Origin of the sequence: Meridianimaribacter flavus (assembly GCF_004366715.1) — a bacterium.
GTDB lineage: Bacteria > Bacteroidota > Bacteroidia > Flavobacteriales > Flavobacteriaceae > Gaetbulibacter_B > Gaetbulibacter_B jejuensis.
This window is the reverse complement of the sequence record NZ_SOQZ01000007.1, coordinates 86,184-111,551: the sequence shown is the minus strand read 5'-3', so window position 1 is coordinate 111,551 and position 25,368 is coordinate 86,184. Positions and strand designations below refer to the sequence as shown.

Genomic DNA, 25,368 nt, shown 5'->3' with positions numbered 1-25,368 from the left:
GAGAGTCATGTCTTTTTTTGACCAAATAAAGCGCTTCCCTTAACCCTATAAAACAATAATATACAAGACTCTTAAATAGATATACTAAACCCAACAATTTATCTATTAATGAAATTATGCTATTTCATAGATAAAATTATTCCATTGGTAGAGTGATAAGTGTTAAGCGTATAATTTATTTTTTCTACTCTTTTAAAGATTCTATGTTCGTTCAATGAAAAAAATTAAAGCACCTTATTTTATTGTATTCTTAATGTGTTATAAGATGTCAGGGCAACTAAATAACTTAAATATAGAGGAGGTTAGTAATATTAACTTTAAATATGAAATGACGCCTAACTTTGATGATGTTCAATTGCAAACAACTGCAATTGGTGCAACTTATAAAGACTCAACAACAATAGGAACTTTTAGTTATGGAGTTAACTATTCTAACTATAACTACACTTTTAAAGATTTGGGCTCACTAGACCATTTTACAGATGGTTTTAACAAGTTAAACTATGTTGCTTTTAAGTTGCAACATAACATTGAGCTAAAGAATAACTGGAGTTCTTCAATTACTTTTGAGCCTAATGTGTTTTCAAATTTTGAGTCAGCATTATCAATTAACGATGTTAACTTAAGTGGAGGTGTGCTTTTGTCAAAAAAGTGGATTAACTCTGTAAGTAATGAAAAAGAACTTCAATTTGGGATAGGCTATAGTGCGTTATTTGGTAAGCCTCAATTATTTCCAGTATTTAATTATTATTACGCAGTAAGTGATAAGTTTTTTCTGTCTTTAGGTTTTCCAAAAACTAGTTTTAAGTATAAAGTGGATTCAAAAAGTCAATTCACTCTAAGTCTTTTTAAAGATGGTTTTCATACAAGTGATATAACATTGAAAGACGCAAATAACCTATACAATTATCAAAACCTAGAACTTTCTTATGATGCAATTAAAGTAAACCTAAACTATGGTTTTCAGTTAGGTAAAGAGTTTGAAGGGTTTTTGAACTTAGGGTTTTTGCCTGAAGCAAATCTTAAACTATCAACAGGAGAAGAGTTTAGTGAGTTTAAAACAAATCAAACAATTTTTTTTGGATGTGGAATTAAATATAACATTAATATAAATAAACTATGAGAAATTTTTTAAGACTAAATATTTTGTGTGCATTATCGTGTGTGCTATGTGTAAGTTGTAGCGATGATGATAATGATGATTTAATAGGGAATTGGGTTGCTAAATCCACTTTTAATGGATCAGCTAGAGCAAATTCAGCTTTTTTTACAATAGGAACTAAAGGTTATATGGGAACCGGATATGATAGTGACGATTACCTTAAAGACTTTTGGGTTTATGATATGGAAACAAATTTTTGGCAACAAAAAGCAGATTTTCCAGGCTTAGAAAGAAGTTCAGCAATTGGATTTGCTATTGACAATACAGGATATATTGGAACAGGATACAATGGTGATATAAACGATGAATTAGAGGATTTTTACAAATACAATGTCGATACAAATACTTGGGAACAAATAGCTGATTTTGGAGGAGGAGTAAGGCGTGGAGCAATTGGGTTTGCGTCCTCAACAAATGGTTATGTAGGCACTGGATATAATGGAAGTAATGACCAAAAAGATTTTTGGAAATATAACCCATTACAAGATCAATGGGAAGAAATAGCTGGTTTTGGAGGTGAAAAAAGAAGAGACGCTACATCTTTTGTAATAGGAGATACAGCTTACATTGCAACAGGAATTAGTAACGGTATTTATCAAGAAGATTTTTGGGCATTCGATTTAAGCACAGAATCTTGGACCGAATTATCCGATTTAGAAGATGACGATGATTATGAAATTACAAGAAGTGCGTCAGTAGGCTTTACAATTATGGGGAAAGGGTATATCGCATGCGGAGAAAATTATGGAGCAATAAATACAGTTTGGGAATACGACCCTTCTACTGATAAATGGATAGAAAGAACAGAGTTTGAGTTATTAGATAGGCAAAATCCTGTGGTTTTTAATGATGGTTTAAGAGCGTTTGTAGCGCTAGGAAGAAATGGTACTTATTATCTAGATGATAATATGGAATTCTTCCCTACACAAGAGCAAGATGACGATGATAATTGATTGATAGCGAAAAAACAAGGAGCGAATTTAAGTTTTTTTAATTGATAAATCATTTTGTTTGCAACTTAGGTTGTTCAATCAGGTTTAGTTGTTTTTCAAAGACAGTGAGACCTGGCTCCTTGTTTTTATTTTAAATTCTAAGACTATGAAAAAGCATAAAATTTATATAGTAACTTTCCTTACTATAGCATTGGCAGTGGTAGGTTTAAACCTTGTAATATTTTTAACCAACAGGGATAATGTGGGTTTTGAAGAGTCATTGGTGATTACTCAGAATGATAAAGGTTGGATTTATGAAATATATGTAGATGAAAAACTGTTAATAAAACAAGAAACAATACCTGCTATTTCAGGTGAATGTTATTTTGAAAATAAAGGAGATGCTGAAAAAATAGGTTACCTTGTTTTGGACAAACTCAAAAACGGAGTAGTGCCTCCAACTGTTTCTTTTCAAGAAATTATGAGTAGTAACATAATTATATCAAATTAAAAGATGAAAATAAAATTTAAGGCAAGTGTCGTGCTACTGCATATACTTTTTTGGTCTTTGGTAACAGTTTTATTATGGAGCTTGTTAGAGCCTCAAAAAACAGGAGGTGTTCCTAAATTTAGATATTTAAGAATGCTGCAAGGACCTTTCCTATTCTATATTAATTATTTAATATTGGTGCCAATGCTACTCTTAAAGAAGAGAATATTTTGGTACGTTCTAGCATCGATACTTTTCTTAGCTTTATTTAATTTTTTGAATGTTCAATTAGCTCCTGCAGCACCTAGATTAGAAACAATGGAGCAATTTAATGAAGCAACAAAAGGGTTTCGCTTTCCGCCACCACCTAACGGTTTTAGATATATGCTTCCGGTAACATTTTCACTTTCAATATTTTTGTTAGGAGGAGTTTTTGCTTTGATTACTGACTTTTATAAAAGAGACAGTACTGCAACACATATGGAAGCTAAGAAAAAAGAAATGGAATTGCAGTTTTTGAGAACACAACTAAACCCTCATTTCCTTTTCAACTCTCTAAATAGTATTTATTCTTTAGTAAGAAGTAAATCTAACGATGCACCAGAAGCAATTATCATGCTGTCTGAACTAATGAGGTATATGCTTTATGAAGTTAATGAAAATAAAGTAATGCTAGAAAAAGAGCTTAACTACATAAAAAGCTATATATCGTTACAACGAATGAGATTAATAAATAGCGAAAATGTTAAATTACAAATTCATGGTAATACAAATGAGTTAAAAATTTATCCACTAGTTTTAATCACTTTTATTGAAAATGCTTTTAAATATGGAACAGATTATAAGGGTAATACCAATATAAATGTTGTGATTGAAATCATAAATAATGAGCTTTTATTAAATGTAGATAATATTATTGGGCATCATAAAAAAGATTATGTAAACTCAGGAGTTGGTCTTCAAAACATTAATAATCAGTTAGAGTTTCTTTACAAAAACAAATATAGCCTCATTACAAAAGAAGAAAACGGTTTTTATAAGGTAGAGTTGAGGTTGAAATTAGTATAATATGAAATGTATAATAATAGATGATGAGCCACTGGCAATAAACATTATAAGCTCTTATTGTAGCTCAATTGATTCTTTAGAGGTTTTAGAAACATTTACAAATGCAATTGATGCTTTAGACTACTTAAGAAACAATAAAGTTGATTTGGTTTTTACTGATATTGAAATGCCACAAATTTCAGGAATAGATTTTATTAAATCTATAGAAAATAAAAAGCCTTTTATAATTTTTACAACAGCTTATCCACAGTATGCCTTAGATGGTTTTGAATTAAATGCGGTTGATTATTTGGTGAAACCAATTCCATTTCCTCGCTTTGTAATGGCTATCAATAGAGTAAAAGAAATATATAAGTTAAAGCATCAAGAGTTGTCTAATTTGGTGCCATCAGGAGCAACTTCTACAACTCCTAGAGAAGATTTTATTTTTGTAAAATCAGAGTATGAAAACCTTAAGCTAAAGCTTTCTGAAATTAGATATATTCAAGGATTAAAAGACTATTTAAAGATTCATTTGTCAAATCAAAAACCAGTTTTAACATTGATGAATTTTAAATCTATTGAGGGTAAACTTTCTACCTCTAATTTTGTAAGAGTTCACAGGTCATACATAGTCAATATTGAATATTTAGAGTCTATTCAACGCAATCAAATTATCATGGAAGACCAAATGAGAATTCCTATTGGAGATAGTTATAAAGGGTACTTATTTGGTTTATTGGGCATTTAATAAATTTACAGGTAATTTCTAAATACTTTTTACAATTCATATAAATAGGTAAATTAGTACCTTGTAAAAGGATTTATCTGTTGCTATGAATTTTTCCCAAATAATAAAGTATGTACTGCTTCTAGTGCTTTGTTTTCAAGCACAACAAGTTTCTGCACAATATTCACCTTATTTTCAAAACTATTCCCTTTCAGAGTATAATGCTGGTAATCAAAACTGGGATGTTTCTAGAGCTGATAATGGAAAACTTTATGTAGCCAATAATGATGGTTTGTTAGAGTATGATGGACTTAAGTGGAATTTTTATGAGTTACCCAATAAAACCACTGTTAGATCTGTTTTGGCTCATAACGACATAATTTATACTGGTTCTTACGAAGAATTTGGGTTTTGGAAAAAAAATGAAAAAGGAATTTTAGTCTACAAATCGCTTAGCCAAGATATACAAAATGAAATTTCTGCAAATGATGAGATTTGGCAAATTATTCCTTTTAAGAACCAAATCATTTTTCGAGCATTTTCTAGCATTTATAGTTTTAAACCCGAAGTAGGTATCGAAAAAATAAGACCTAAATCGGTAATTATGTCTTGTAGTATTGTTGATGACGAATTGTTAGTCTCTACACTTAATAATGGCATTTTTACCTTAGTAGGTAATGAGTTAAAACAAATAATTAGTGACGAAAAATTAGTTAACACAAAAGTTATTTCTATTGATAAGTATAGAGAAGGGTTGTTGCTTACAACTTCATTAAAAGGCTGCTTCTTATATAATGGTAACGGATTAATTAAAACCAACTTTGAAGTAGATGACTACATTATTCAACATCAACTTAATGACTTTTCAATATTAGCAGATGGCAGAATGGTGTTTGGTACTATTAAAGACGGAATTTACTTAACCGATAGTAAAGGAAAAGTGCTTTTTCATTTAAGTAAAGAAAATGGACTTGTCAATAACACTGTTTTAAGGCATCATTTAGATGAGACTAATAAACTCTGGTTAGGTCTAGATAATGGTTTGGCGTCATTAGATTTAAGTAGTCATAATTATTTTTTTAATGATGTTTCAGGAAAGCTAGGAGCTGTTTATGACGTTATAGATTATAAAGGAGATATATACATAGGCAGTAACACAGGCTTATTTTATTTAGATAAAAAAAATAAACTTCAATTTATTGAAGGTTCTCAAGGACAAGTCTGGAATTTAAAAGAAATCAATGGGGAACTTTTTTGCGGTCATAACGATGGAACATTTTTAATTAAAGATAAAAAGCCTATACCTATAAGTAACTACACAGGAGGCTTAACAATAAAAAAGGTACCAGAACAGAAGAATGTTTACATTCAAGGGACTTATACTGGTTTAGTCACTTTTAAAAACGAAAATAATACCTGGAACTCACAGCGACTTGGAGGAGGAATTGCAATGCCAATTCGCTTTTTGGTTTTTGAAGACCAAAATACAGCTTGGGTTTCTCATGCTTATAAAGGACTTTATAAAGTAAAATTTAATGGTAATTATGATAAAATAATAAGTTTTAAAAGTTATGAAAATAAAGGCATTTGGTCGAGTTTTAATGTAAGAGTTTATAAAATTAAAAATGACATTTGTTTTAAAACTAATGACGGATGGCAAAAATATGAACCACTTTTAGATAGTATAGTTCCTCATAAATTACTAAATGAAAGTTTTGGAAAAGGAACACACATTATTTCTGAAGACAACGTAAAACGATTAGTCTTAAAAAATGAAAATGACGTTATAAGTTTTAAATCCTTGGCAATAGCAGAAGATGAGTTTTCATTGACTAGCAATTATTTTAAAAATAGGCTTATTGTAGGTTATGAAAATGTTTCAAAAATTAGTGACTCTACCTATGCTTTAAATTTAATTGATGGTTTTATGCTTATTGACGATAGGTTAAATGAAACTCTAAAAATGGAACAGCCACAGGTAGAAATGGTTGAAATTAATAAAGAACCTGTTGCTATTAATGAAGAAAAACCAATAGAACTTAAGTTTAATCAAAGTGTTGGTGTGTCTATATCTTCAGCTAAATCTGATAACCATTTTTTTGAATATGCTTTTCTTGGGATTGACTCCTCTAAGTGGAATAGAATGGAAAATCATAAACTAGAATTATCCAACCTTAACCATGGAGAATATGATATAGCTATAAGAGCAAGTAATGGATTTGGCGAAACTTCGCCTGTTAAAGAATTAAAAATTAACATACTTCCGCCATGGTATAAAGATGATATAGGTTTTGCATTATACACATTTTTAATTCTCTTAACCTTATTGGTAATTTTCATTTTACACAAACGAAAAATTATTAAAGAGCAAAAAATACTCGAATTAAAGTTTGAAAAGCAACAAGAAGAACTACTCAAAGAAAAAACCTTAGAAAACGAGAAACGTATAGTGCAGTTAAAAAATGAATCGCTTCAAAATGAAATAAAGCTAAAGAGTAAGCAATTAGCAAATACTGCTATGGCTTTAGTTAAAAAGAACGAAACCTTGCAAGAGATTAAGCAAGAATTAGTAGGTAACAAAACAAGTTTTGACAATTACTACTCATACAAAAAGCTATTGAAAAAAGTAGATGGTTCAATTGCACATAAAGATGAATGGAAAGTTTTTGAGTATAACTTCAATCAAGTTCACGAAGAATTCTTCAAAGGTTTAAAGGAAAACCATCCGCAATTAACACAAAAAGACTTAAAGATTTGTGCCTACATCAAAATGAATTTATCCACTAAAGAGATTGCGCCATTGATGAATATTTCGGTAAGAGGCGTAGAAACACATAGATACAGGTTAAAAAAGAAGCTTGATTTAGAAAATGACATTTCTTTGACTGATTATTTGCTAAATTTTAAATAATCACTACTTATTTTTATCTAAATCTTATTTTTTATTACGTCATTAATACGTCATTTATCGTTTTCGTTAGTCTTTTAGCGTACTTCTTTGTAAATTTAAAGTACGTCAAACGTTGATTTTAAGCGGAGTTTCACTTTTGTTAATTCAAATGGCGTAATTAAAATGTAAACAACACTATTTCGTCAAACGCTTAGATTATTAATTTAGAAGTCGAAAACTAACTCATTCTAATTATTAATTTATGAAAACTAAATTCAGTTTATTATTACTTTTATTTTTCTCTCTTGTCTCATGGAGTCAACAAATAGAAGTAAATGGTCAAGTGACCGCTGCAAGTGATGGATTACCATTGCCAGGTGTAAGTGTTATTGTCGATGGTACAAATCGAGGAGCATCCACCGATTTAGATGGTAGATATACCATAAGTGTAGCACCAGGTGAGGTGTTGCAATTTAGCTACATAGGCTTTAAAACACAAAAAATTACAGTTGGTAGCCAAACAACTTTAAATGTTGTTTTGGCCGATGATGTTGAAGCTTTAGAAGAAATTGTAGTTATTGGATATGGTACACAAACCAGAAAAGAAGTAACTGGTGCAATTGCAAGTGTATCTGGTGACGAATTATTAAAACAACCAGCTGCTAACGCCTTACAGTCAATACAAGGTAAAATGACTGGTGTTAATATTGTAAATACTAATGCTCCAGGTAGTCAACCAAACATTATTATTAGAGGTATTGGTACTGCAGCAGGAGGTGATGATCCTTTATATGTAGTAGATGGTGTACAAGTTAACAGTATTACCAATATAAACCCTGCAGATATTGAGTCTTTTGATGTACTTAAAGATGCTTCATCAGCAAGTATTTATGGTATGAATGCTGCTAATGGAGTTGTAATTATTACAACAAAAAAGGGTAAACAAGGTAAGATGAAAATTGAATTGTCTTCTTTTTATGGAGCTAAGTCAATGCTAAACCCAGTTGAAATGGCTAACTCTAGTCAATATGTTAGATATTTTAATGAAAATCAAGTAGCTATTGGTGAAACAGCATTTTTATCACCAAATCAACCTCATGATACCGACTGGTATGATGAATTAACTGACATAGGGTTTAGTAACTCTAACAACATAGCTATCTCAGGAGCAAGTGACGATATTAGCTACTTTTTTAGTTTCAACAATTATAATGAAGATGGTATTTTAGATAATGATGACTATAACCGTAATACTCTAAGAGCAAACAATAGCATTGAGTTATTTGATGATCGATTAAAAATATCTTCAAATATTAGTGCATCTTTTATCAGGTCTTTCCCAAAACCATTTGGAGCATTTAATGCAGCTTATAGACAAGCACCTGTAATTCCTGTGTATTATGAAACAGGACAATATGGTCAATCGTTTTGGAATCAATCAACTGGTATTGCAACTTACTTAGGAAACCCAGGAGAAATTATTGACAGATTAAACTCTACAGGTAACCCAATTATGGCTGTTGATTTTGCAAATGAAAAAAACAATACTACAGACTTACAAGGAAGTATTCAAGCAGATTTACAGATTACAGATTACTTAAAAGCTTCGGCTAGATATACTGCTACAAAATCGTTTAACAAGTCAAGAGCATTTAATGATACAAGAGGTCAATGGTTAGCAGGAGATCCTACTAGAACAGATGAGGAGTTTCAAACTAATCAAGATAACAACCCATCAGTAGTATCATGGGCAGACAATAGCTTGTTTTATCAAAACTCTGAAAGTTATAGGTATAACGTAGAAGGATTTTTAACTTTCGATAAAACCTTTAATAGTGTACACAATGTAAATGCTGTTGTTGGTCTTTCAAGAGGACAAAGAAACGATGTGTACACAATGAATGCAACTGGTTATGGTGTGCCATTACAAGAAAACTATTGGAGCATAAACTTTGCGGACGATGGATATGAAAAAGTTGTAAACCAGTTTTATACTACACCAACAAGAGAGCAGTCTTATTTTGGTAGAGTAATGTATAATTATGATGAAAAATATTACATCCAAGCAAATGTAAGAAGAGATGGCTCTAGTAACTTTAGAAACGATAATAACGAAGAGTATTATGACAACTTCCCAGCAGTAAGTTTAGGTTGGGCGTTATCTAACGAAGAGTTTTTTAATGTGCCATCAATCAATTATCTAAAATTAAAAGCAGGTTGGGGACGTGTAGGTAACTCTAGAGTACCATTTAACCAAACAACAATAACAACTAGTGCAGGTAGTAACAGTGTTAACTACGTGTTTGGAGCAAATCAAGATTTGGCATTTGGAGCAGCATTTGGAGCTGAAACATTCCCAATTTCATGGGAGGTGACTGAGGAGTTAAATGCAGGTTTTAACCTAAGTGCATTAGATAACAGATTAGATTTTGAATTTAACTACTATGACAGAAATACTGAAAATGCAGTATTGTTAGTAACGCCAATATATACAACCGAAGGTTCTTTAAGCTCTTACGATCATGGAGCTGAAGTATCAAACAAGGGTATCGAGATTAACCTAGGTTGGAAAGATTACATTGGAGAAGATTTCTCTTATAACATTGGTGCAGTGTTTTCAACTAATAAAAACAGAGTTGAAAATGTAAAATCTGCTTATGATGGACAAGTTGGAGGAAGCTTAGGAAATGGACAAATAACAAAACGATTAGAAGAAGGACAACCATTATATGCATGGTGGATGTACGAAGTAGAAGGTGTTTGGCAAAACGAAGATGAAATAAATAACAATGCTAGTATATCAGGAGCTTTACCAGGTCACTTACGCTACAAAGATCAAAACGAAGATGGTGTTATTGATGATAAGGATAAAAAGTTTTTTGGAACATACTTACCAACGTTTTCTTACGGTCTTAACTTAGGATTCAATTATAAAAACTTTGATTTAATTGTTGAAGGTTATGGAGCTGGAGGAAATAAAGTTTACAATGGATTAAAAGGAACCAGAATTAATGGAGGAGAGAACATTACTGCAAATGTGTATAACACAAGATGGAATGGAGAAGGATCTACAAATACTAATCCAGGAGCAAACAGAGACTCTTACGCATCTAATTATTACCTAGAAGACGGAGACTTTTTCAGAATCAATAATATTACTGTAGGCTACACATTGAAAAATGTTGTAAGCGGAGTAAATTCTTTAAGAATATATGCAACAGCGCAAAATCCTTTTATGTTTACTGAATATACAGGATTCACTCCTGAAATAGTAGGAGGAGCAGGAGGTAGTGCAGCAAATACATCAGGTATAGAGCTGTCTGCTTATCCAAACCTTAAAACATTTTTATTTGGTGTTAACATTGAATTATAAAAAAAACGAATTATGAAACTAAAAGAAATAAAATTTGGAATACTACTATCCTCATTATTAATGATAGTGAGCTGTAGTGATGATTATTTAGATGTAGACAGTAGAGCTGAAATTGATGCAGCTGATATTGGTGAAGCTATACCACCAGAGCAAATGGTAAATGGTATATACGGAATGCTAACAGATTGGGATTATGCTTTCTCTTATTTAGGAATTACTGAAATTATTTCTGATAACGCTGATAAAGGTAGTTCTGCTTCTGATACAGGTACTGATAAACACCAGTTAGATGCATTAGAGCATACAACTACAGGACCTTCAATTAGATCTATGTGGGAACATTGGTATAAAAGTATTGGTAGAGCAAGTATTGCTATTAACTATACTGAAAACTTTGGATTAACTGATCAGTCGTATAGAGACAGACTAATTGGTGAGGCTAAATTTTTAAGAGCATTAAATTACTTTTGGTTAGTACGTTCTTTTGGAGATGTACCTTTACAGCATGTTGATTATGTTGTACGCCAACCTAAAAATGATGTATACGAGTTTATAGAGCAAGATTTATTAGACGCAATCGATATGCTACCTGAAAAGAGTGAGTACAGTGCTTCAGATTTAGGTAGAGCAACAAAAGGAGCAGCTCAAGGGTTATTAGCTAAAGTATACATGTACCATGAAAAATGGCAAGAAGCTTATAATATGGCAACAATAGTTGCAACAGACCCACAATATAACCTTCATCCTAATTATGAAGAAATCTGGAGAGCTTCTCAAGAAAACGGAGTTGAATCACTTTTTGAAGTTCAAGCTAGAGGTGAGTCAATTGCTCATGGTGTACAACAATATTCTCAAACTCAAGGTGCTAGAGGTACTGGAGGTTGGGGCTGGGGCTTCAACACTCCTTCTCAAAATCTTTTAAATGCTTTTAATGCTGAAGGAGATGTAATTCGTAGAGATGCTACAATAATCTTTGCCGGAGAAACACTATGGGATGGAAGACAGGTTAGTGCTGCAGCTGAAAACCCAATGTATAATGAAAAAGCATACTCAAGCGCTAATGCTGGAGCTGGTGATGGAGACAAAAATGTTAGAATTCTTCGTTATGCCGATGTATTATTAATTCAAGCAGAAGCAGCTTTACATGTAGGGGAAGATGCAGCAACACCTCTAAACAGAGTTAGAAATAGAGTTAACCTTACTCCAATCAATTCTCCAACATTTAACGATGTATGGAAAGAAAGAAGATTAGAACTAGCTTTTGAACACGACCGTTGGTTTGACTTAGTAAGAACAGGTCAAGCGCAAAGCGCTATGGCTGCAGATGGTAAAACATTTGTTGTAGGAAAACATGAGTTATTCCCTATCCCAGACCTTCAGTTGATTCAAACACCTGAAATGACTCAAAATCCAGGTTGGTAATACAAATTTAAAAATGACCTAAAACACCTATGATTAATAGCGTGTAGAAATCTTTGAATTAGTCTTTATTGCTTTAGCTGCATTTAATAAATGTAGCTAAAGCTTATTCTAACTTTGCTAATGAAATCAATCCATCAAAATAAAATTTTTGTTTTGACAGCTATTCTTTTGTCGATTTTTAGCTGTAAAAACAATACCGAAAACAAAGAAAACTCTGAGTTAGCTTTAGCTAATAATACTAAAGTTGAATTAACCGAAAATCAACTGTTAGACACTATTCAATATCAGACGTTCAATTACTTCTGGGATGGTGCAGAACCTAATTCAGGTTTGGCAAGAGAGCGTATTCATATGGATGATAAATACCCTTCATCACCAAAAAATACAGTTACAACTGGAGGAAGTGGTTTTGGGCTTATGGCAATTTTGGTTGGTGTTGAGCGTGGTTGGATTACTAGAGAACAAGCGTTCAATAGATACACTAAAATTGTAAACTTCCTTGAAAAAGCTGATCGTTTTCATGGTGCTTGGTCTCATTGGATAGATGGTGAAACAGGAAAAATGTATCCATTTGGAAAGAAAGATAATGGAGGAGATTTAGTTGAAACAGCATTTTTAATACAAGGTTTACTTACTGTTTCAGAATATTTCAAAGACGGAAACAAACAAGAGCAAGAATTAGTAGCCAAAATAGATAAGCTTTGGAAAGAAGTTGAATGGAATTGGTATACCAAAGGAGGTGAAGACGTCTTGTATTGGCATTGGTCGCCAGAATACGGTTGGGAAATGAATTTTCCTGTAGGCGGTTATAACGAATGCCTAATTATGTATGTGCTTGCAGCAGCATCACCAACGTATCCAATTACAAAAGAAGCTTACGAAAAAGGTTGGGCAAGAAACGGAGCTATTGTTTCCAAAGATTCATATTATGATGAAGAATTAGTTTTAGACTATTTTGAACATAGCGATGCACCAATAGGTCCTCTATTTTGGGCACATTATTCATACTTGGGTTTAAACCCAAATGGTCTAACAGATCAATTTGGAGATTACTGGAAACTGACTCAAAATCACGCTAAAATACATTACAAGTACGCTATAGATAACCCTAAAAATTACAAAGGTTACGGAAAAGATATTTGGGGATTTACCTCAAGCTATTCCGTAAAAGGTTACGCAGGTCATAGACCTGGAGATGATCTTGGTGTAGTATCACCAACAGCTGCGTTATCCTCTTTTCCTTACACACCAAAAGAGAGTATGCAAATGCTTAAAAACCTTTATAAAAACCACGATAGTTTGGTAGGTAAATATGGTCCTTATGATGCTTTTAGTTTAGAACATAATTGGTACGTGCCAAGATATTTGGCAATTGATCAAGGTCCAATTCCAGTAATGATTGAAAATTACAGAACAGGTTTGTTCTGGGATTTATTTATGAAAAATAAAGACCTGCAAAACGGTTTACAAAAACTAGGTTTTAAATACGAAAACAAAAGCTAAATGAAGACATTCAGTTTTATATTATTATTAATTTTTTTTAGTTGTGGTTCTAGCGATGAATCTACATATCAAGAAAATAATGATCCTGTAGATGACGAAGTGCCAACAGATGATGATCCTGTTGTAGTTAATCCTCTAACTGATGATCAAATAATGAATTTAACCCAGCGAGAAACCTTCAAGTATTTTTGGGATTATGCTGGTACTAATTCTGGTGCAGCTAAAGAACGTTACCATCCTAACAATCCGTCAGACAGTCAAAATGTAATTACAACTGGCGGAAGTGGTTTTGGACTTATGGCTATTTTGGTAGGTATAGAGCGTAATTATATTTCTCAAACTCAAGGTGTACAACGTTTAACACAAATACTCAATTTCTTTGAAAATGCTGATCGTTTTCATGGAGCATGGTCACATTGGATAGATGATGGAACAGGAACTACAATCCCTTTTAGTACGCAGGATAATGGAGGAGATATTGTTGAAACAGCATTTTTTGCTCAAGGCTTAATTTGCGTAAAAGAATATTTTAAAAACGGAACAACTGAAGAACAAGCTTTAGCAAACCAAGCTGATGCGCTTTGGAAAGGTGTCGAGTGGGATTGGTATACTAATAACCAAAATAAATTACTATGGCATTGGAGTCCAACTAATGAGTTTGCCATAAACCTAGAATTGAAAGGTTATAACGAAACTTTAATAGCATTTATTCTTGGTGCTGCATCACCTGACTATGCAATTTCTTCAGATGTATACCATCAAGGATGGGCAAGTAGTGGAAGTATTGTGTCTTCATTAAGTCAATATAGTATTCCACTGATATTAGATCATGCAGGTTCAGGGACTGGTCCTTTGTTTTGGGCACATTATTCATACTTAGGATTAAACCCTTCAAACCTAAACGACCAGTATGCTAACTATTGGAACTTAAATGTTAATCATACCAATATTAATTATCAGCATTGTGTTAGTAACCCTCATAACTTTGCCGATTATGGTCCAGATTGTTGGGGATTAACAGCAAGTTATAGTCGTAATTCCGATGGTTCTGTAGGTTATTCTGCTCACGAACCAGAAAATGATAACGGTACAATTTCGCCAACAGCAGCTGTGAGTTCTATTCCATATACGCCTGAGAAATCATTAGCAGCAATGCATTATTTCTACAATAACGATTTAATGGGACCAGCTGGTTTTTATGATGCTTTTAATCCACAATATAATTGGGTGACTGAGCGCTATTTGGCAATTGATCAAGGGCCACAAATTATTATGATAGAAAATTATCGTACTGGGTTGCTATGGAATTTATTTATGCAAAACGAAGACGTACAAAACGGATTAGATATACTAGGATTCACCTATTAAACCAACTAAAATGAAACACATTAAAACACAAATTACTTTTTGTTTGTTATTTATTTCAGCAATAGCATTTGCGCAAAAAGATGTATTTAAAGAAAAGAAACATATAAAAGATGGAGATACGCTTAAGTACCGTATTATGTATCCCGAAAATTTTTCAGAAGATAAACAATATCCTGTGGTATTATTTCTTCATGGTGCAGGTGAACGTGGTGATGATAACCAAAGACAACTAGCACACGGAAGCAAATTATTTGCAGACAAAACCAATCGTGGTGCATTTCCTGCAATAGTAATTTTTCCTCAGTGTCCTAAAGAAAGTTTTTGGTCTAATGCGGATGTAGACCGATCATCTTTTCCAAGAAAGTTAATCTTTCCTAAAGATAAAGAAGCGACAACACCAATGCAATTGGTTATAGATTTAATGCAAGACGTTACTAGCAAAGACTATGTAAATACAGACAAAGTTTATGTTGGTGGATTGTCTATGGGAGGAATGGGAACATTCGAAATTCTATCAAGACAACCAGATATGTTTGCTGCTGCTTTTGCCATTTGCGGTGACGGTAATGCTGAATTAACTAAAAATTACGCTACTAAGGTGGAATTATGGGTGTTTCACGGTGCAAACGATGATGTTATAGACCCAAAAGGCTCAATGAAAATGGTTAATGCTATTCTAGAAAATGGCGGAAAACCGAATTTCACTTTATACTCAGACGCAAACCACAATAGTTGGGATCCTGCTTTTGCAGAACCTGGATTATTAACATGGCTTTTCTCTAAATCAAAAAAATAATAATGACAACGCTTAAACTTACTAACATAAAATCCCTTGCAATTGGTTTTGGTTTACTAACCGCTGTATCATGCAACACCAATAGCAATAAAATAACATCGAAAAATACTGACAACCCTTATCAAGCTAAAGTAGATTCCATTATCGGGTTAATGACTTTAGATGAAAAAATTGGTCAATTAAATCTTCCAGCTACAGGTCCAATTACAACAGGTTCTTCAAAAAGTACTGATGTTGTAAAAAAGATTGAAGACGGAAAAATTGGTGGTCTTTTCAATATTAAAGATCCAAAAAATATTTATGAAGTTCAGAAAATAGCAGTTGAAAAAAGCCGATTAGGTATTCCGCTTATTTTCGGAATGGATGTAATTCACGGTTTTAAAACCACATTCCCAATTCCGTTAGGTTTATCAGCCTCTTGGGATATGGAAATGATTGAAAAAACAGCACAAATTGCAGCTAATGAAGCTAGTGCAAACGGTATTAACTGGACCTTTTCGCCAATGGTAGACATTTCTCGCGATCCACGTTGGGGACGCGTTTCCGAAGGAAATGGTGAAGATCCGTTTTTAGGTAGCGCTATTGCTCGCGCTATGGTTCGTGGCTATCAGCAAGATGATATGGCTGCAAATAATACCTTAATGTCTTGTGTAAAACACTTTGCTTTATATGGTGCGCCAGAAGCAGGTAGAGATTACAATACGGTAGATATGAGTCGTATTCGTATGTATAATGAATATTTAGCGCCTTACAAAGCTGCTGTAGACGAAGGTGTTGGCTCTGTAATGGCATCCTTTAACGAGATTGATGGTGTGCCTGCAACAGGAAACAAATGGTTATTAACCGATTTACTTCGTGATGATTGGGGATTTGATGGTTTTGTAGTGTCTGATTACACTGGTATTTACGAAATGCGTGCACACGGAATGGGTGACGAATACGATGTGACCTCGCTAGCATTAAAAGCTGGGTTAGATATGGATATGGCTGGTGATTCGCCAAATATTAAAGCCTCTTTTACGCATGCTTTAAAAGGTGCGTTAGACCAAGGTGGAATTTCTATGGAAGATATTGATACTGCTGTTGCACGTGTGTTAACCGCAAAATACCAATTAGGTTTATTTGACGATCCTTACAAATATTGCAGCGAAGAACGTGCTAAAAACGAAACCTACACACAAGAAAATAGAGATTATGCACGTCTTGTTGGTGCAGAATCTTCAGTATTATTAAAAAACGACAATCAGCTTTTACCATTAAAAAAATCTGGTACTATTGCTGTTATTGGTCCGTTAGCTAAAGCTAATAGTAATATGGCTGGTACTTGGTCTGTATCTACAGATCATCAAAGTTCTATTTCGGTTTGGGACGGTTTACAACAAACCGTTGGTAACGATGTTAATTTGTTATATGCAAAAGGAAGTAATGTAGATTACGATTTAGATTTAGAAAAACGCGCTACAATGTTCGGTAAAGATATTCCAAGAGATGGAAGAACAGATCAACAAATGCTTGATGAAGCTTTAGCAATCGCTAAAAAATCTGATGTTATTGTAGCTACTATTGGTGAGTCTGCTGAGTTTAGTGGCGAAAGTAGTAGTCGTACAGATTTAGGTATTCCGCAAGTTCAAAAAGATTTATTACAAGCCTTATTAAAAACAGGAAAACCGGTTGTCTTAGTACTGTTTACAGGTAGACCTTTAACGTTAGTTGAAGAGAATGAAACTGTTCCTGCGATCCTTAATGTTTGGTTTCCTGGTAGCGAAGCTGGTTTATCTATTTCAGATGTGTTGTTTGGTGATGTTAATCCTTCTGGAAAATTAACTGCAACATTCCCAAGAAATGTTGGTCAAGTTCCGTTATTCTATAATCACAAAAATACAGGTCGTCCATTAGGAAACGACGAAGGTCATTTTGAAAAATTCAAAACCAATTATTTAGATGTTCGTAACGAACCTTTATATCCTTTTGGTTTCGGATTAAGCTACACCAATTTTGAGTACGGCGAGCTTAAACTAGATAAAACATCGATGTCTCAAAACGATACAATTAATGTTTCGGTAGATATTACAAATACTGGTGATTACGACGGAAAAGAAGTAGCACAGTTATACATAAGAGACCTAGTTGGTAGTGTAACAAGACCAGTAAAAGAGCTTAAAGGCTTCCAAAAAGTATTCATTAAAAAGGGAGAAACTGTAACAGTAACGTTTAAAATTTCGGTTGAAGACTTAAAATTCTACAACTCTAATTTAGATTTTGTTGCAGAACCTGGTGAATTTAAAGTTGCTATCGGCACAAACTCTGATGTTGCGCTAAAAAATTCATTCAAACTTTTAGACTAATAGCTAACTATGATGCCACACATTAAATATAAGACGCTTCCCCTTTCTCTCATATTATGTGTGGCTTTCCCTTTTTTGTGTTTTTCTTTATCAAAAACCATCAATTCGGGTTGGCAATATTCCGAGGATAAAATACATTGGCAAACCGTAAATATTCCGCATACGTGGAATGATAAAGATGCCTTTGATGATGACTCTGGTTATCGTCGTGGTTTAGGCTATTACAAAAAACAAATCTATGTGTCTTCTCAAGATAAAGACCAGATTTTCTATTTGAAATTTAATGCTGTAAATCAGAAAGCTACTGTTTTTATTAACGGAAAAAGAGCAACCAATCACAAAGGTGGTTACACAGCGTTTAATTTTGAAATTACATCGCTTTTAAACTTTGATGCTTATAATTTAATTGAAGTTGAAGTCGATAATTCTCACAACGACAACATTCCGCCATTAGATGCAGATTTCACTTTTTATGGTGGTATTTATCGTGATGTGGAATTGATCAAAGTCCCAAAACAGCATTTTAGTTTAAAGGATTTTGCGTCTGATGGTTTTTATGTCAATTATTACAACGTTTCCAACGACAAAGCTGGTGTAAAAGTTGATATATTGATAGATAATTTTGAAACCAAAACCGATGCACATTTATATCTTGAAATTTTAGATGCCGAAGGAAATCGTATTAGAGAAGAACATCAAGGATTAACTTTAAAATCCTATAAAACCGAAACCGTTAAGGTCATGTTTCCTGAAATTAAAAACCCAAAATTGTGGTCACCAGACAATCCATATTTATACAAATTACAACTAACCTTAAGTGATAAAAACGGAACCATTTTAGACCGAAAACAATCCGATTTAGGCTTTCGTTGGGCAACTGTAGATCCTGAAAAAGGCTTTTTTCTTAACGGAAAACCAATAAAATTAATTGGCGTAAATCGTCATCAAGATTATAAAGATTATGGTAATGCAGTACCCATAGAGCTACAAAAACAAGATATTCATCTTATTAAAAATATGGGTGCAAATGTGATACGTTTTGCACATTATCCGCATTCTAGAGAACTATATAAACTTTGTGACGAACTTGGAATTTTGGTATGGACTGAAATACCGATAGTAAATAAAGTGACCGATTCTGAAACCTTTTTTGAGGTCTCAAATACAATGCAAAACGAGCACATCAAACAATATTACAATTACCCAAGTGTTGTGATGTTTGGGTACATGAATGAAATTTTTCTGCGTTTAGCATTTGATAAAAAATCATCGGATAAAGAAAAAGAAGCATTAAAAACAACGACTTTAAAACTCGCTAACCAGCTAGAGGATTTAACCCAAAAATTGGCACCAAACCACATTACAGTTATGGCAGGTCATTTAAATGAAGTCTATAACGAAACAGGTATCGCAGACTTACCAATGTTATTTGGTTGGAATCTGTACTTTGGTTGGTATGATGCACAAATTGAAGATTTAGGTAAATTCTTAGACCAGCAACATCAACGTTTTCCAAAACGCTCGTTATTGTTGTCGGAATATGGTCCGGGTGCAGATGTTAGAATTTTTACCAAAACACCTAAAAAATTCGATTTTTCTACCAATTATCAAGCAAAACTGCATCAATCGTATTACAAACAGATTACAGAAAGACCGTTTATGACAGGAATGACAGCTTGGAATTTTGCCGATTTTGGTTCAGAATTTCGTGGCGATGCTATTCCGCACGTTAACCAAAAAGGACTGGTGCAATACGACCGAACACCAAAAGACATTTACTATTGGTACAAATCGGTTTTAGACGATAAAAAACCATTCATACATATCGCAACAGATTATTTAGAAGGAATAACTTTGTTTGAAGAGGAACTGTTTCCTATTCAAATATATTCTAATCAAAATGATGTTAATGTTAGTTTGAATGGTAAAAGCTTAGGTGGTTTTAAAGTAAAAAACGGTATTGTTTCTATTGATATGCCTTTCAAAAATGGTAATAATTCTATTAGAATTTCAACTGAAAATTTTTCTGAAGAAAAAACAATGCAAGTCAATCGTATTGAAGCTTTTGACTTTAAAAACTTTAAACGCTTTGGCATCAATTTAGGTGCGCATTTTAACTTTTATGATGAAGCACAAAACATCACATTTGTACCAGACCAAGAATATAAAAAAGGATGGTTTGGATATAAAGATGGTTCAGCTTATGGGATGACCAAAGATAAAAATCAAGGTCTGCCACATAATATTAAAAACACGGATGAGGAACCTTTATTTCAAGCCTTATTAGAAGGTTGTACTAAATATCAACTAGACGTTCCTGAAGGCAATTACAACATTAAATTATACTTCGTAGAACCACAAATTAAGCCAACTGAAAACATTTATAACCTCTCAGAAGAAACATCAGAAAGTAATAAAACACAACGCATTTTTGATGTGTATATTAACGATATACTAATCGAAAAGCAATTGAATTTAGCCCAAGCTTATCCAGAAAAATATGGTATAACGCTTCAGGCAACTATTCAAACAAAAAAAGGACTAACTTTAAAACTCAACGCTATTGAAGGGTTACCTGTAATTAGCGGCATTTTAATTGAAAAACTAGACTAAATGAAATTAGTAATAAACGTATTTATATTCTTTTTTGTGTTAACACTTTCTGCACAAAATAAAGCAACTTACACGTATTCCATCAAAGGAGCAGACACATTAAAACTAGATGTTTACACACCAGAAAACATCAAAAAAACAGACACGTTACCTGTGTTACTTTGGATGCATGGTGGCGGATTTGCAGTTGGTCATAGAGATTATATAGACGATGAAAATTTAGTAAAATATGCAGCCAAAGAGCAGAATTACATTGGTATTTCCATTTCGTACCGTTTGCTAAGAAAAGGTACAAAAACAGGTTTTGGTTGCGATTGTACAAAAGACGAAAAGCTTGAGACCTTTAAACAAGCTGCTATCGATTATATGGATGCTGCAAAATATGTAGTTGAACACGCTAACGAGCTTCAAATCGATACTACAAAAATCATTGCTGGTGGTAGTAGCGCTGGTGCTGAAGGTATTCTAAATGCAGTTTTTATGCGCGAGTATTTTGTAGATAATGCTGAAGATTACAGCAATGTAAAATTTGCAGGTGCCTTTTCTTGCGCTGGTGCTATTGTAGATGCAAGTTATATGACACCAGAAAACGCTGTGCCAACTGTGTTGTATCACGGTACAAAAGACCAACTGGTACCTTACGGAAATGCGCCACACCATTATTGCGCACCAACAAAAGACGGTTATATAATGCTAGATGGTTCTAAAATTATTGCTGATAAATTAGAGGAATTTGAAACGTCTTTTTATTTCAATATTGTTAAAGAAGCACGTCACGAAATTTCCAGAATTCCTTATGAAGAATTGGATATTGTGTTCAACTTTTTTGAGCGTACGGTACTTAATGACGAAGTTATTCAAACTAAAATTATAAAAACGAAAAAGTAATGCATTTTTTGAATACATATAAAAGCGTCAGTTCGAGTATTTTGACTCAAAAGTCGAAATGTATCGAGAACAAGAGTATTGGTAACACTCTGTTTTTATTACTACTATTAACTTTTTTATTGACGATTGTAGGTTGCAAAGAAAACAAATCAGAAGCTAACAATACAGATGTAACTGAAAACTCAAAACGACCAAACATCATTTACATAATGGCAGACGACCACGCAGCGCAAGCCATTAGCGCGTATGGTCATCCTATTGGTCAACTGGCGCCAACACCAAACATTGATAGATTGGCAAAAAACGGTGCAATTTTCAAAAATAATTTTTGTACTAATTCTATTTGCGGACCAAGTCGTGCTGTAGTGTTAACAGGAAAACATAGTCACGTTAATGGATTTAGAATGAATGGCGACCGTTTTGATGGTTCACAACAAACGCTTCCAAAATTGCTAAAAGAAGCAGGTTACAATACTGCAATTGTAGGTAAATGGCATTTACACGGTTATCCTGAAGGTTTTGATCACTGGAATATTTTAAACGACCAAGGTAACTATTACAATCCGCAGTTTATTAAGATTCAAGATACGGTTCACATCAACAAAAAACACATTGATACCACTGCGCATTGGACAACCAAGTTACCAGATACAACTGTGGTTAAAGGCTATGCAACCGACTTAATAACAGATTACGCAATTGATTACATAGATGAAAAGAAAAACAGCGACCAACCTTTCTTTTTAATGGTGCATCACAAAGCACCACATCGTAATTGGATGCCAGCGTTACGTCACGTTAATAAGTACGATTCGGTTCAATTTCCGTTACCTGATACGTATTTTACAAAGCACGAAAATTCAACTGCATCAAAAGAGCAATTGCAAACTATTTATCGTGATATGTACGAAGGTCACGACCTTAAAATGACCAAAGAAAAAGGCAGTCCAGAATTGGCTTGGAATCCTTGGAAAACTGATTTTGAACGTATGACACCAGAGCAACGTGCTGCTTGGGATAAAGCCTATCAACCAAAAAATGATGCCTTTCACGATGCTAACCTATCCGGAAAGGCGTTAGCTGAATGGAAAGGACAACGTTATCTGCAAGAATATTTATCAACGATAGCTTCGGTAGATGAAGGTATTGGGAAGATTTTAGATTATTTAGATGCTAACGGTTTAACCGAAAACACCATTTTTGTGTACACATCAGACCAAGGTTTTTATTTAGGCGAAAAAGGATGGTTTGATAAGCGTTTTATGTATGAAGAATCCTTAAAAATGCCATTATTAATACAATATCCTGAAAAAATTAAACCAGGAACTGTTGTTGAAGGCTTAACGCAAAACCTCGACTTTGCTGAAACCTTTTTAGATTTTGCAGATGTTGACATTCCTAATGATATGCAAGGAAAATCCTTTGCAGGTTTATTAGATGGTACTGAAAATAACGAAGATTTTAGAGATGCGGTTTACTACCATTATTATGATTACCCAGCATTCCATATGGTTAAGAAAATGTATGGTGTTCGTACCAATCGTTATAAATTAATTCACGTGTATGACGATATTGATGAGTGGGAATTATATGATTTACAAACCGATCCGAAAGAATTAACTAATCTTATCGATGACGAAAATTACGACGAGATTGAAACCAAACTAAGAACACGTTTAGCCGAATTACAACAACAATACAAGGTTACCGAAAAAGAATTTGAAAAAGCACCAAAGCAACGTGTAGATAATGCTTACAAGCAGTTTGACAGATTAAGAGGTAACACAGGATCAAAATATCATCATCATTAAAATGAAACATCTCTGGTTAATCTCAAGTCACTTAGTGAACATATTATTAAGATGTTCCATCTGACGATTGAAAAACAATAAAAATTAACAGATGAAATTAAAACATAGCATACAACTCACATTCGTAATTATAGCAATGGTATCTTGTAAACAAAAACAAGAAAATACTGTTGTTATAGAAGATAATAAAACTGAAACAACAGTAATAGATACCATGCAAACCTATATCAATCCGCTTGATATTGACTATACCTATATGGTTTACAATTCTGCTAGAAATCAATCGTATCGTTCTGGTGCAGATCCTGCTGTAATTGAGTTTAAAGGCGAATATTATATGTTTGTGACACGATCTTTTGGGTATTGGCATTCCAAAGATTTAGTCAACTGGAAATTCATCAAACCGCAACAATGGTTTTTTGAAGGCAGCAATGCGCCAACAGCTTTCAACTACAAAGATTCGCTAGTATATTTTGCTGGCGATCCTGCTGGTTACGGAAGTATTTTATATACCGATGACCCTAAAAAAGGATTATGGACACCAACTGCTTCCATTTCAAACAACATTCAAGATTCCGAATTATTTATTGATGACGATGGTAAGTCGTATCTATATTGGGGAAGTTCTAACCTACATCCAATTCGCGTAAAAATGCTGAACAAAGATGACCGTTTCTTAGAGACTGGTGTTAGAAAAGAGCTGATAAATTTAGATGAAGAAAAGCACGGTTGGGAACGTTTTGGCGAAAACAACTTTCATCCAACTTTAAAAGAAGGTTATATGGAAGGCGCGTCAATGACTAAACACAACGGAAAATACTATTTACAATATGCTGCACCTGGTACACAATTTAATGTGTACGCAGATGGTGTATATGTTGGCGATTCGCCACTTGGACCTTTCACCTATATGAAAAACAATCCGATGAGTTTTAAACCTGGAGGATTTACCAATGGTGCAGGACACGGTATTACAGTAAAGCAAACCAACGGTCAATACTGGCATTTTGCAACGATGGCGTTGGCATCTAATGCGCAATGGGAACGTCGTTTATGTATGTTTCCCACTTATTTTGATGATGACGGTTTAATGTACAGCAACACATCGTACGGCGATTATCCGCGTTATGGTGCTAATCATCCAACAAAAGCCGGACAACATAACGGTTGGATGTTATTATCGTATAAAGGCAATGTAACTGTATCGTCTTCACTTCAACAAATCATGAAATTTACGTCTAATGATGATGAAGTTGAAGTCAAAGAAATCCCAACAGAAACGAATGCTGAAGGACAAATAACTTCAAAAGTTTTAACCGACGAAAACCCTAAAACCTTTTGGGTTGCCGAAGCTAATGACGATAAACAATGGATTACAATCGAATTGTTAAATGAAGGAACCGTACACGCTATTCAGCTAAACTATCACGATCACGAATCTGGAATTTATACTAGAGTTGAAGGATTAAAACATCAATTTACTATTGAAACATCAGAAGATGGAAAAAACTGGAAAACCGTTGTTGATAGAAGTAAATCTGAGATTGACGCACCAAACGCTTATCTAGTTTTAGGCAAACCTGTAAAAGCAAAATACGTTAGATATAATAACATCAAAGTACCAGGGAACAACTTTGCAATGTCAGAGGTTAGAGTGTTCGGATTAGGTTTAGGTGAAGCACCAAACAAGGTGTCTAACTTCAAAATCAACCGCGAAAAAGACCGTAGAGATGCATCATTTTCTTGGGATAAAGTTGAAGGTGCTCAAGGCTATAACATCCGTTGGGGAATAGCACCAGACAAACTGTACCAGTCTTGGCAAGTGTATGATACTAATGAGCATTTTATGCGCTGCTTAGATAGAGATACAACGTATTATTTTACCATTGAAGCGTATAATGAAAATGGTATTTCGGAACAAACTGAAACTATTTTTGTAGAGTAAAAAATGAATCAAATTTAATTTTATAGACAATAATAAATTTATTTTAAAACTGA

16 protein-coding genes are annotated in these 25,368 nt (G+C 33.5%); all 16 read left to right on the top strand.

All coding sequences use genetic code 11. The features are described 5' to 3' along the window. Positions 1–214: 214 nt before the first annotated feature. The 16 genes from A8975_RS13470 to A8975_RS13395 all read left to right on the top strand — a co-directional run bounded on the left by A8975_RS13470 (position 215) and on the right by A8975_RS13395 (position 25,315). Positions 215–1,123 carry a DUF6268 family outer membrane beta-barrel protein gene (locus A8975_RS13470; RefSeq protein WP_134201152.1) on the top strand — a complete coding sequence of 303 codons (909 nt, stop codon included), beginning with the start codon at positions 215–217 and terminating at the stop codon, positions 1,121–1,123. After that, on the top strand, positions 1,120–2,115 hold the full coding sequence (locus A8975_RS13465; protein ID WP_134201150.1) for a Kelch repeat-containing protein: 996 nt from the start codon (positions 1,120–1,122) through the stop codon (positions 2,113–2,115). The genes A8975_RS13470 and A8975_RS13465 overlap by 4 nt, the downstream gene beginning before the upstream one ends. A gap of 145 nt (positions 2,116–2,260) precedes the next feature. Next, entirely contained in the window at positions 2,261–2,605 is a 345-nt protein-coding gene (locus tag A8975_RS13460; RefSeq protein ID WP_134201148.1) for a DUF4907 domain-containing protein, read from the top strand. 3 nt (positions 2,606–2,608) lie between these two features. After that, positions 2,609–3,652 (top strand): sensor histidine kinase, encoded by a 1,044-nt coding sequence (locus A8975_RS13455; RefSeq protein ID WP_134201146.1) that lies wholly within the window; start codon positions 2,609–2,611, stop codon positions 3,650–3,652. 1 nt (position 3,653) lies between these two features. Continuing rightward, on the top strand, positions 3,654–4,382 hold the full coding sequence (locus A8975_RS13450; protein WP_134201144.1) for a LytR/AlgR family response regulator transcription factor: 729 nt from the start codon (positions 3,654–3,656) through the stop codon (positions 4,380–4,382). 85 nt (positions 4,383–4,467) lie between these two features. Continuing rightward, on the top strand, positions 4,468–7,272 hold the full coding sequence (locus A8975_RS13445; protein WP_134201142.1) for a helix-turn-helix domain-containing protein: 2,805 nt from the start codon (positions 4,468–4,470) through the stop codon (positions 7,270–7,272). A gap of 241 nt (positions 7,273–7,513) precedes the next feature. Beyond that, entirely contained in the window at positions 7,514–10,624 is a 3,111-nt protein-coding gene (locus tag A8975_RS13440) for a SusC/RagA family TonB-linked outer membrane protein (protein ID WP_131507921.1), read from the top strand. Positions 10,625–10,636: 12 nt separating this feature from the next. Continuing rightward, positions 10,637–12,046: a RagB/SusD family nutrient uptake outer membrane protein gene (locus tag A8975_RS13435; protein WP_131507919.1), complete on the top strand. Its 1,410-nt coding sequence runs from the start codon at positions 10,637–10,639 to the stop codon at positions 12,044–12,046. Positions 12,047–12,166: 120 nt separating this feature from the next. Next, positions 12,167–13,549: a glucoamylase family protein gene (locus A8975_RS13430; protein WP_134201139.1), complete on the top strand. Its 1,383-nt coding sequence runs from the start codon at positions 12,167–12,169 to the stop codon at positions 13,547–13,549. After that, positions 13,550–14,917 (top strand): glucoamylase family protein, encoded by a 1,368-nt coding sequence (locus A8975_RS13425; RefSeq protein WP_134201137.1) that lies wholly within the window; start codon positions 13,550–13,552, stop codon positions 14,915–14,917. A 10-nt stretch (positions 14,918–14,927) separates the two neighbouring features. After that, entirely contained in the window at positions 14,928–15,713 is a 786-nt protein-coding gene (locus tag A8975_RS13420) for a prolyl oligopeptidase family serine peptidase (RefSeq protein WP_134201136.1), read from the top strand. A 2-nt stretch (positions 15,714–15,715) separates the two neighbouring features. Continuing rightward, the gene (bglX, locus tag A8975_RS13415; RefSeq protein WP_134201134.1) at positions 15,716–18,058 is read left to right on the top strand and encodes a beta-glucosidase BglX; all 2,343 of its coding nucleotides are present in this window, start codon (positions 15,716–15,718) and stop codon (positions 18,056–18,058) included. 9 nt (positions 18,059–18,067) lie between these two features. Beyond that, on the top strand, positions 18,068–20,671 hold the full coding sequence (locus A8975_RS13410; RefSeq protein WP_134201132.1) for a glycoside hydrolase family 2 TIM barrel-domain containing protein: 2,604 nt from the start codon (positions 18,068–18,070) through the stop codon (positions 20,669–20,671). Further along, positions 20,672–21,559, top strand: coding sequence for an alpha/beta hydrolase (locus A8975_RS13405; RefSeq protein WP_134201130.1), 888 nt, complete (start codon positions 20,672–20,674; stop codon positions 21,557–21,559). It begins immediately after the preceding gene. Between the two features lie 119 nt (positions 21,560–21,678). Continuing rightward, entirely contained in the window at positions 21,679–23,370 is a 1,692-nt protein-coding gene (locus tag A8975_RS13400; RefSeq protein WP_243832990.1) for a sulfatase, read from the top strand. A 91-nt stretch (positions 23,371–23,461) separates the two neighbouring features. Next, positions 23,462–25,315, top strand: a complete 1,854-nt coding sequence (locus A8975_RS13395; RefSeq protein WP_134201126.1) for a family 43 glycosylhydrolase — start codon at positions 23,462–23,464, stop codon at positions 25,313–25,315. Positions 25,316–25,368: the final 53 nt, after the last annotated feature.

Bases quoted from the DNA above. Each gene is read 5' to 3' on its own strand.
- A8975_RS13430 (WP_134201139.1), top strand. From the start codon at position 12,167: ATGAAATCAATCCATCAAAATAAAATTTTTGTTTTGACAGCTATTCTT.
- A8975_RS13405 (WP_134201130.1), top strand. From the start codon at position 20,672: ATGAAATTAGTAATAAACGTATTTATATTCTTTTTTGTGTTAACACTT.
- bglX (WP_134201134.1), top strand. From the start codon at position 15,716: ATGACAACGCTTAAACTTACTAACATAAAATCCCTTGCAATTGGTTTT.
- A8975_RS13455 (WP_134201146.1), top strand. From the start codon at position 2,609: ATGAAAATAAAATTTAAGGCAAGTGTCGTGCTACTGCATATACTTTTT.
- A8975_RS13420 (WP_134201136.1), top strand. From the start codon at position 14,928: ATGAAACACATTAAAACACAAATTACTTTTTGTTTGTTATTTATTTCA.
- A8975_RS13460 (WP_134201148.1), top strand. From the start codon at position 2,261: ATGAAAAAGCATAAAATTTATATAGTAACTTTCCTTACTATAGCATTG.
- A8975_RS13445 (WP_134201142.1), top strand. From the start codon at position 4,468: ATGAATTTTTCCCAAATAATAAAGTATGTACTGCTTCTAGTGCTTTGT.
- A8975_RS13450 (WP_134201144.1), top strand. From the start codon at position 3,654: ATGAAATGTATAATAATAGATGATGAGCCACTGGCAATAAACATTATA.
- A8975_RS13425 (WP_134201137.1), top strand. From the start codon at position 13,550: ATGAAGACATTCAGTTTTATATTATTATTAATTTTTTTTAGTTGTGGT.
- A8975_RS13440 (WP_131507921.1), top strand. From the start codon at position 7,514: ATGAAAACTAAATTCAGTTTATTATTACTTTTATTTTTCTCTCTTGTC.
- A8975_RS13465 (WP_134201150.1), top strand. From the start codon at position 1,120: ATGAGAAATTTTTTAAGACTAAATATTTTGTGTGCATTATCGTGTGTG.
- A8975_RS13435 (WP_131507919.1), top strand. From the start codon at position 10,637: ATGAAACTAAAAGAAATAAAATTTGGAATACTACTATCCTCATTATTA.
- A8975_RS13395 (WP_134201126.1), top strand. From the start codon at position 23,462: ATGAAATTAAAACATAGCATACAACTCACATTCGTAATTATAGCAATG.
- A8975_RS13410 (WP_134201132.1), top strand. From the start codon at position 18,068: ATGATGCCACACATTAAATATAAGACGCTTCCCCTTTCTCTCATATTA.
- A8975_RS13470 (WP_134201152.1), top strand. From the start codon at position 215: ATGAAAAAAATTAAAGCACCTTATTTTATTGTATTCTTAATGTGTTAT.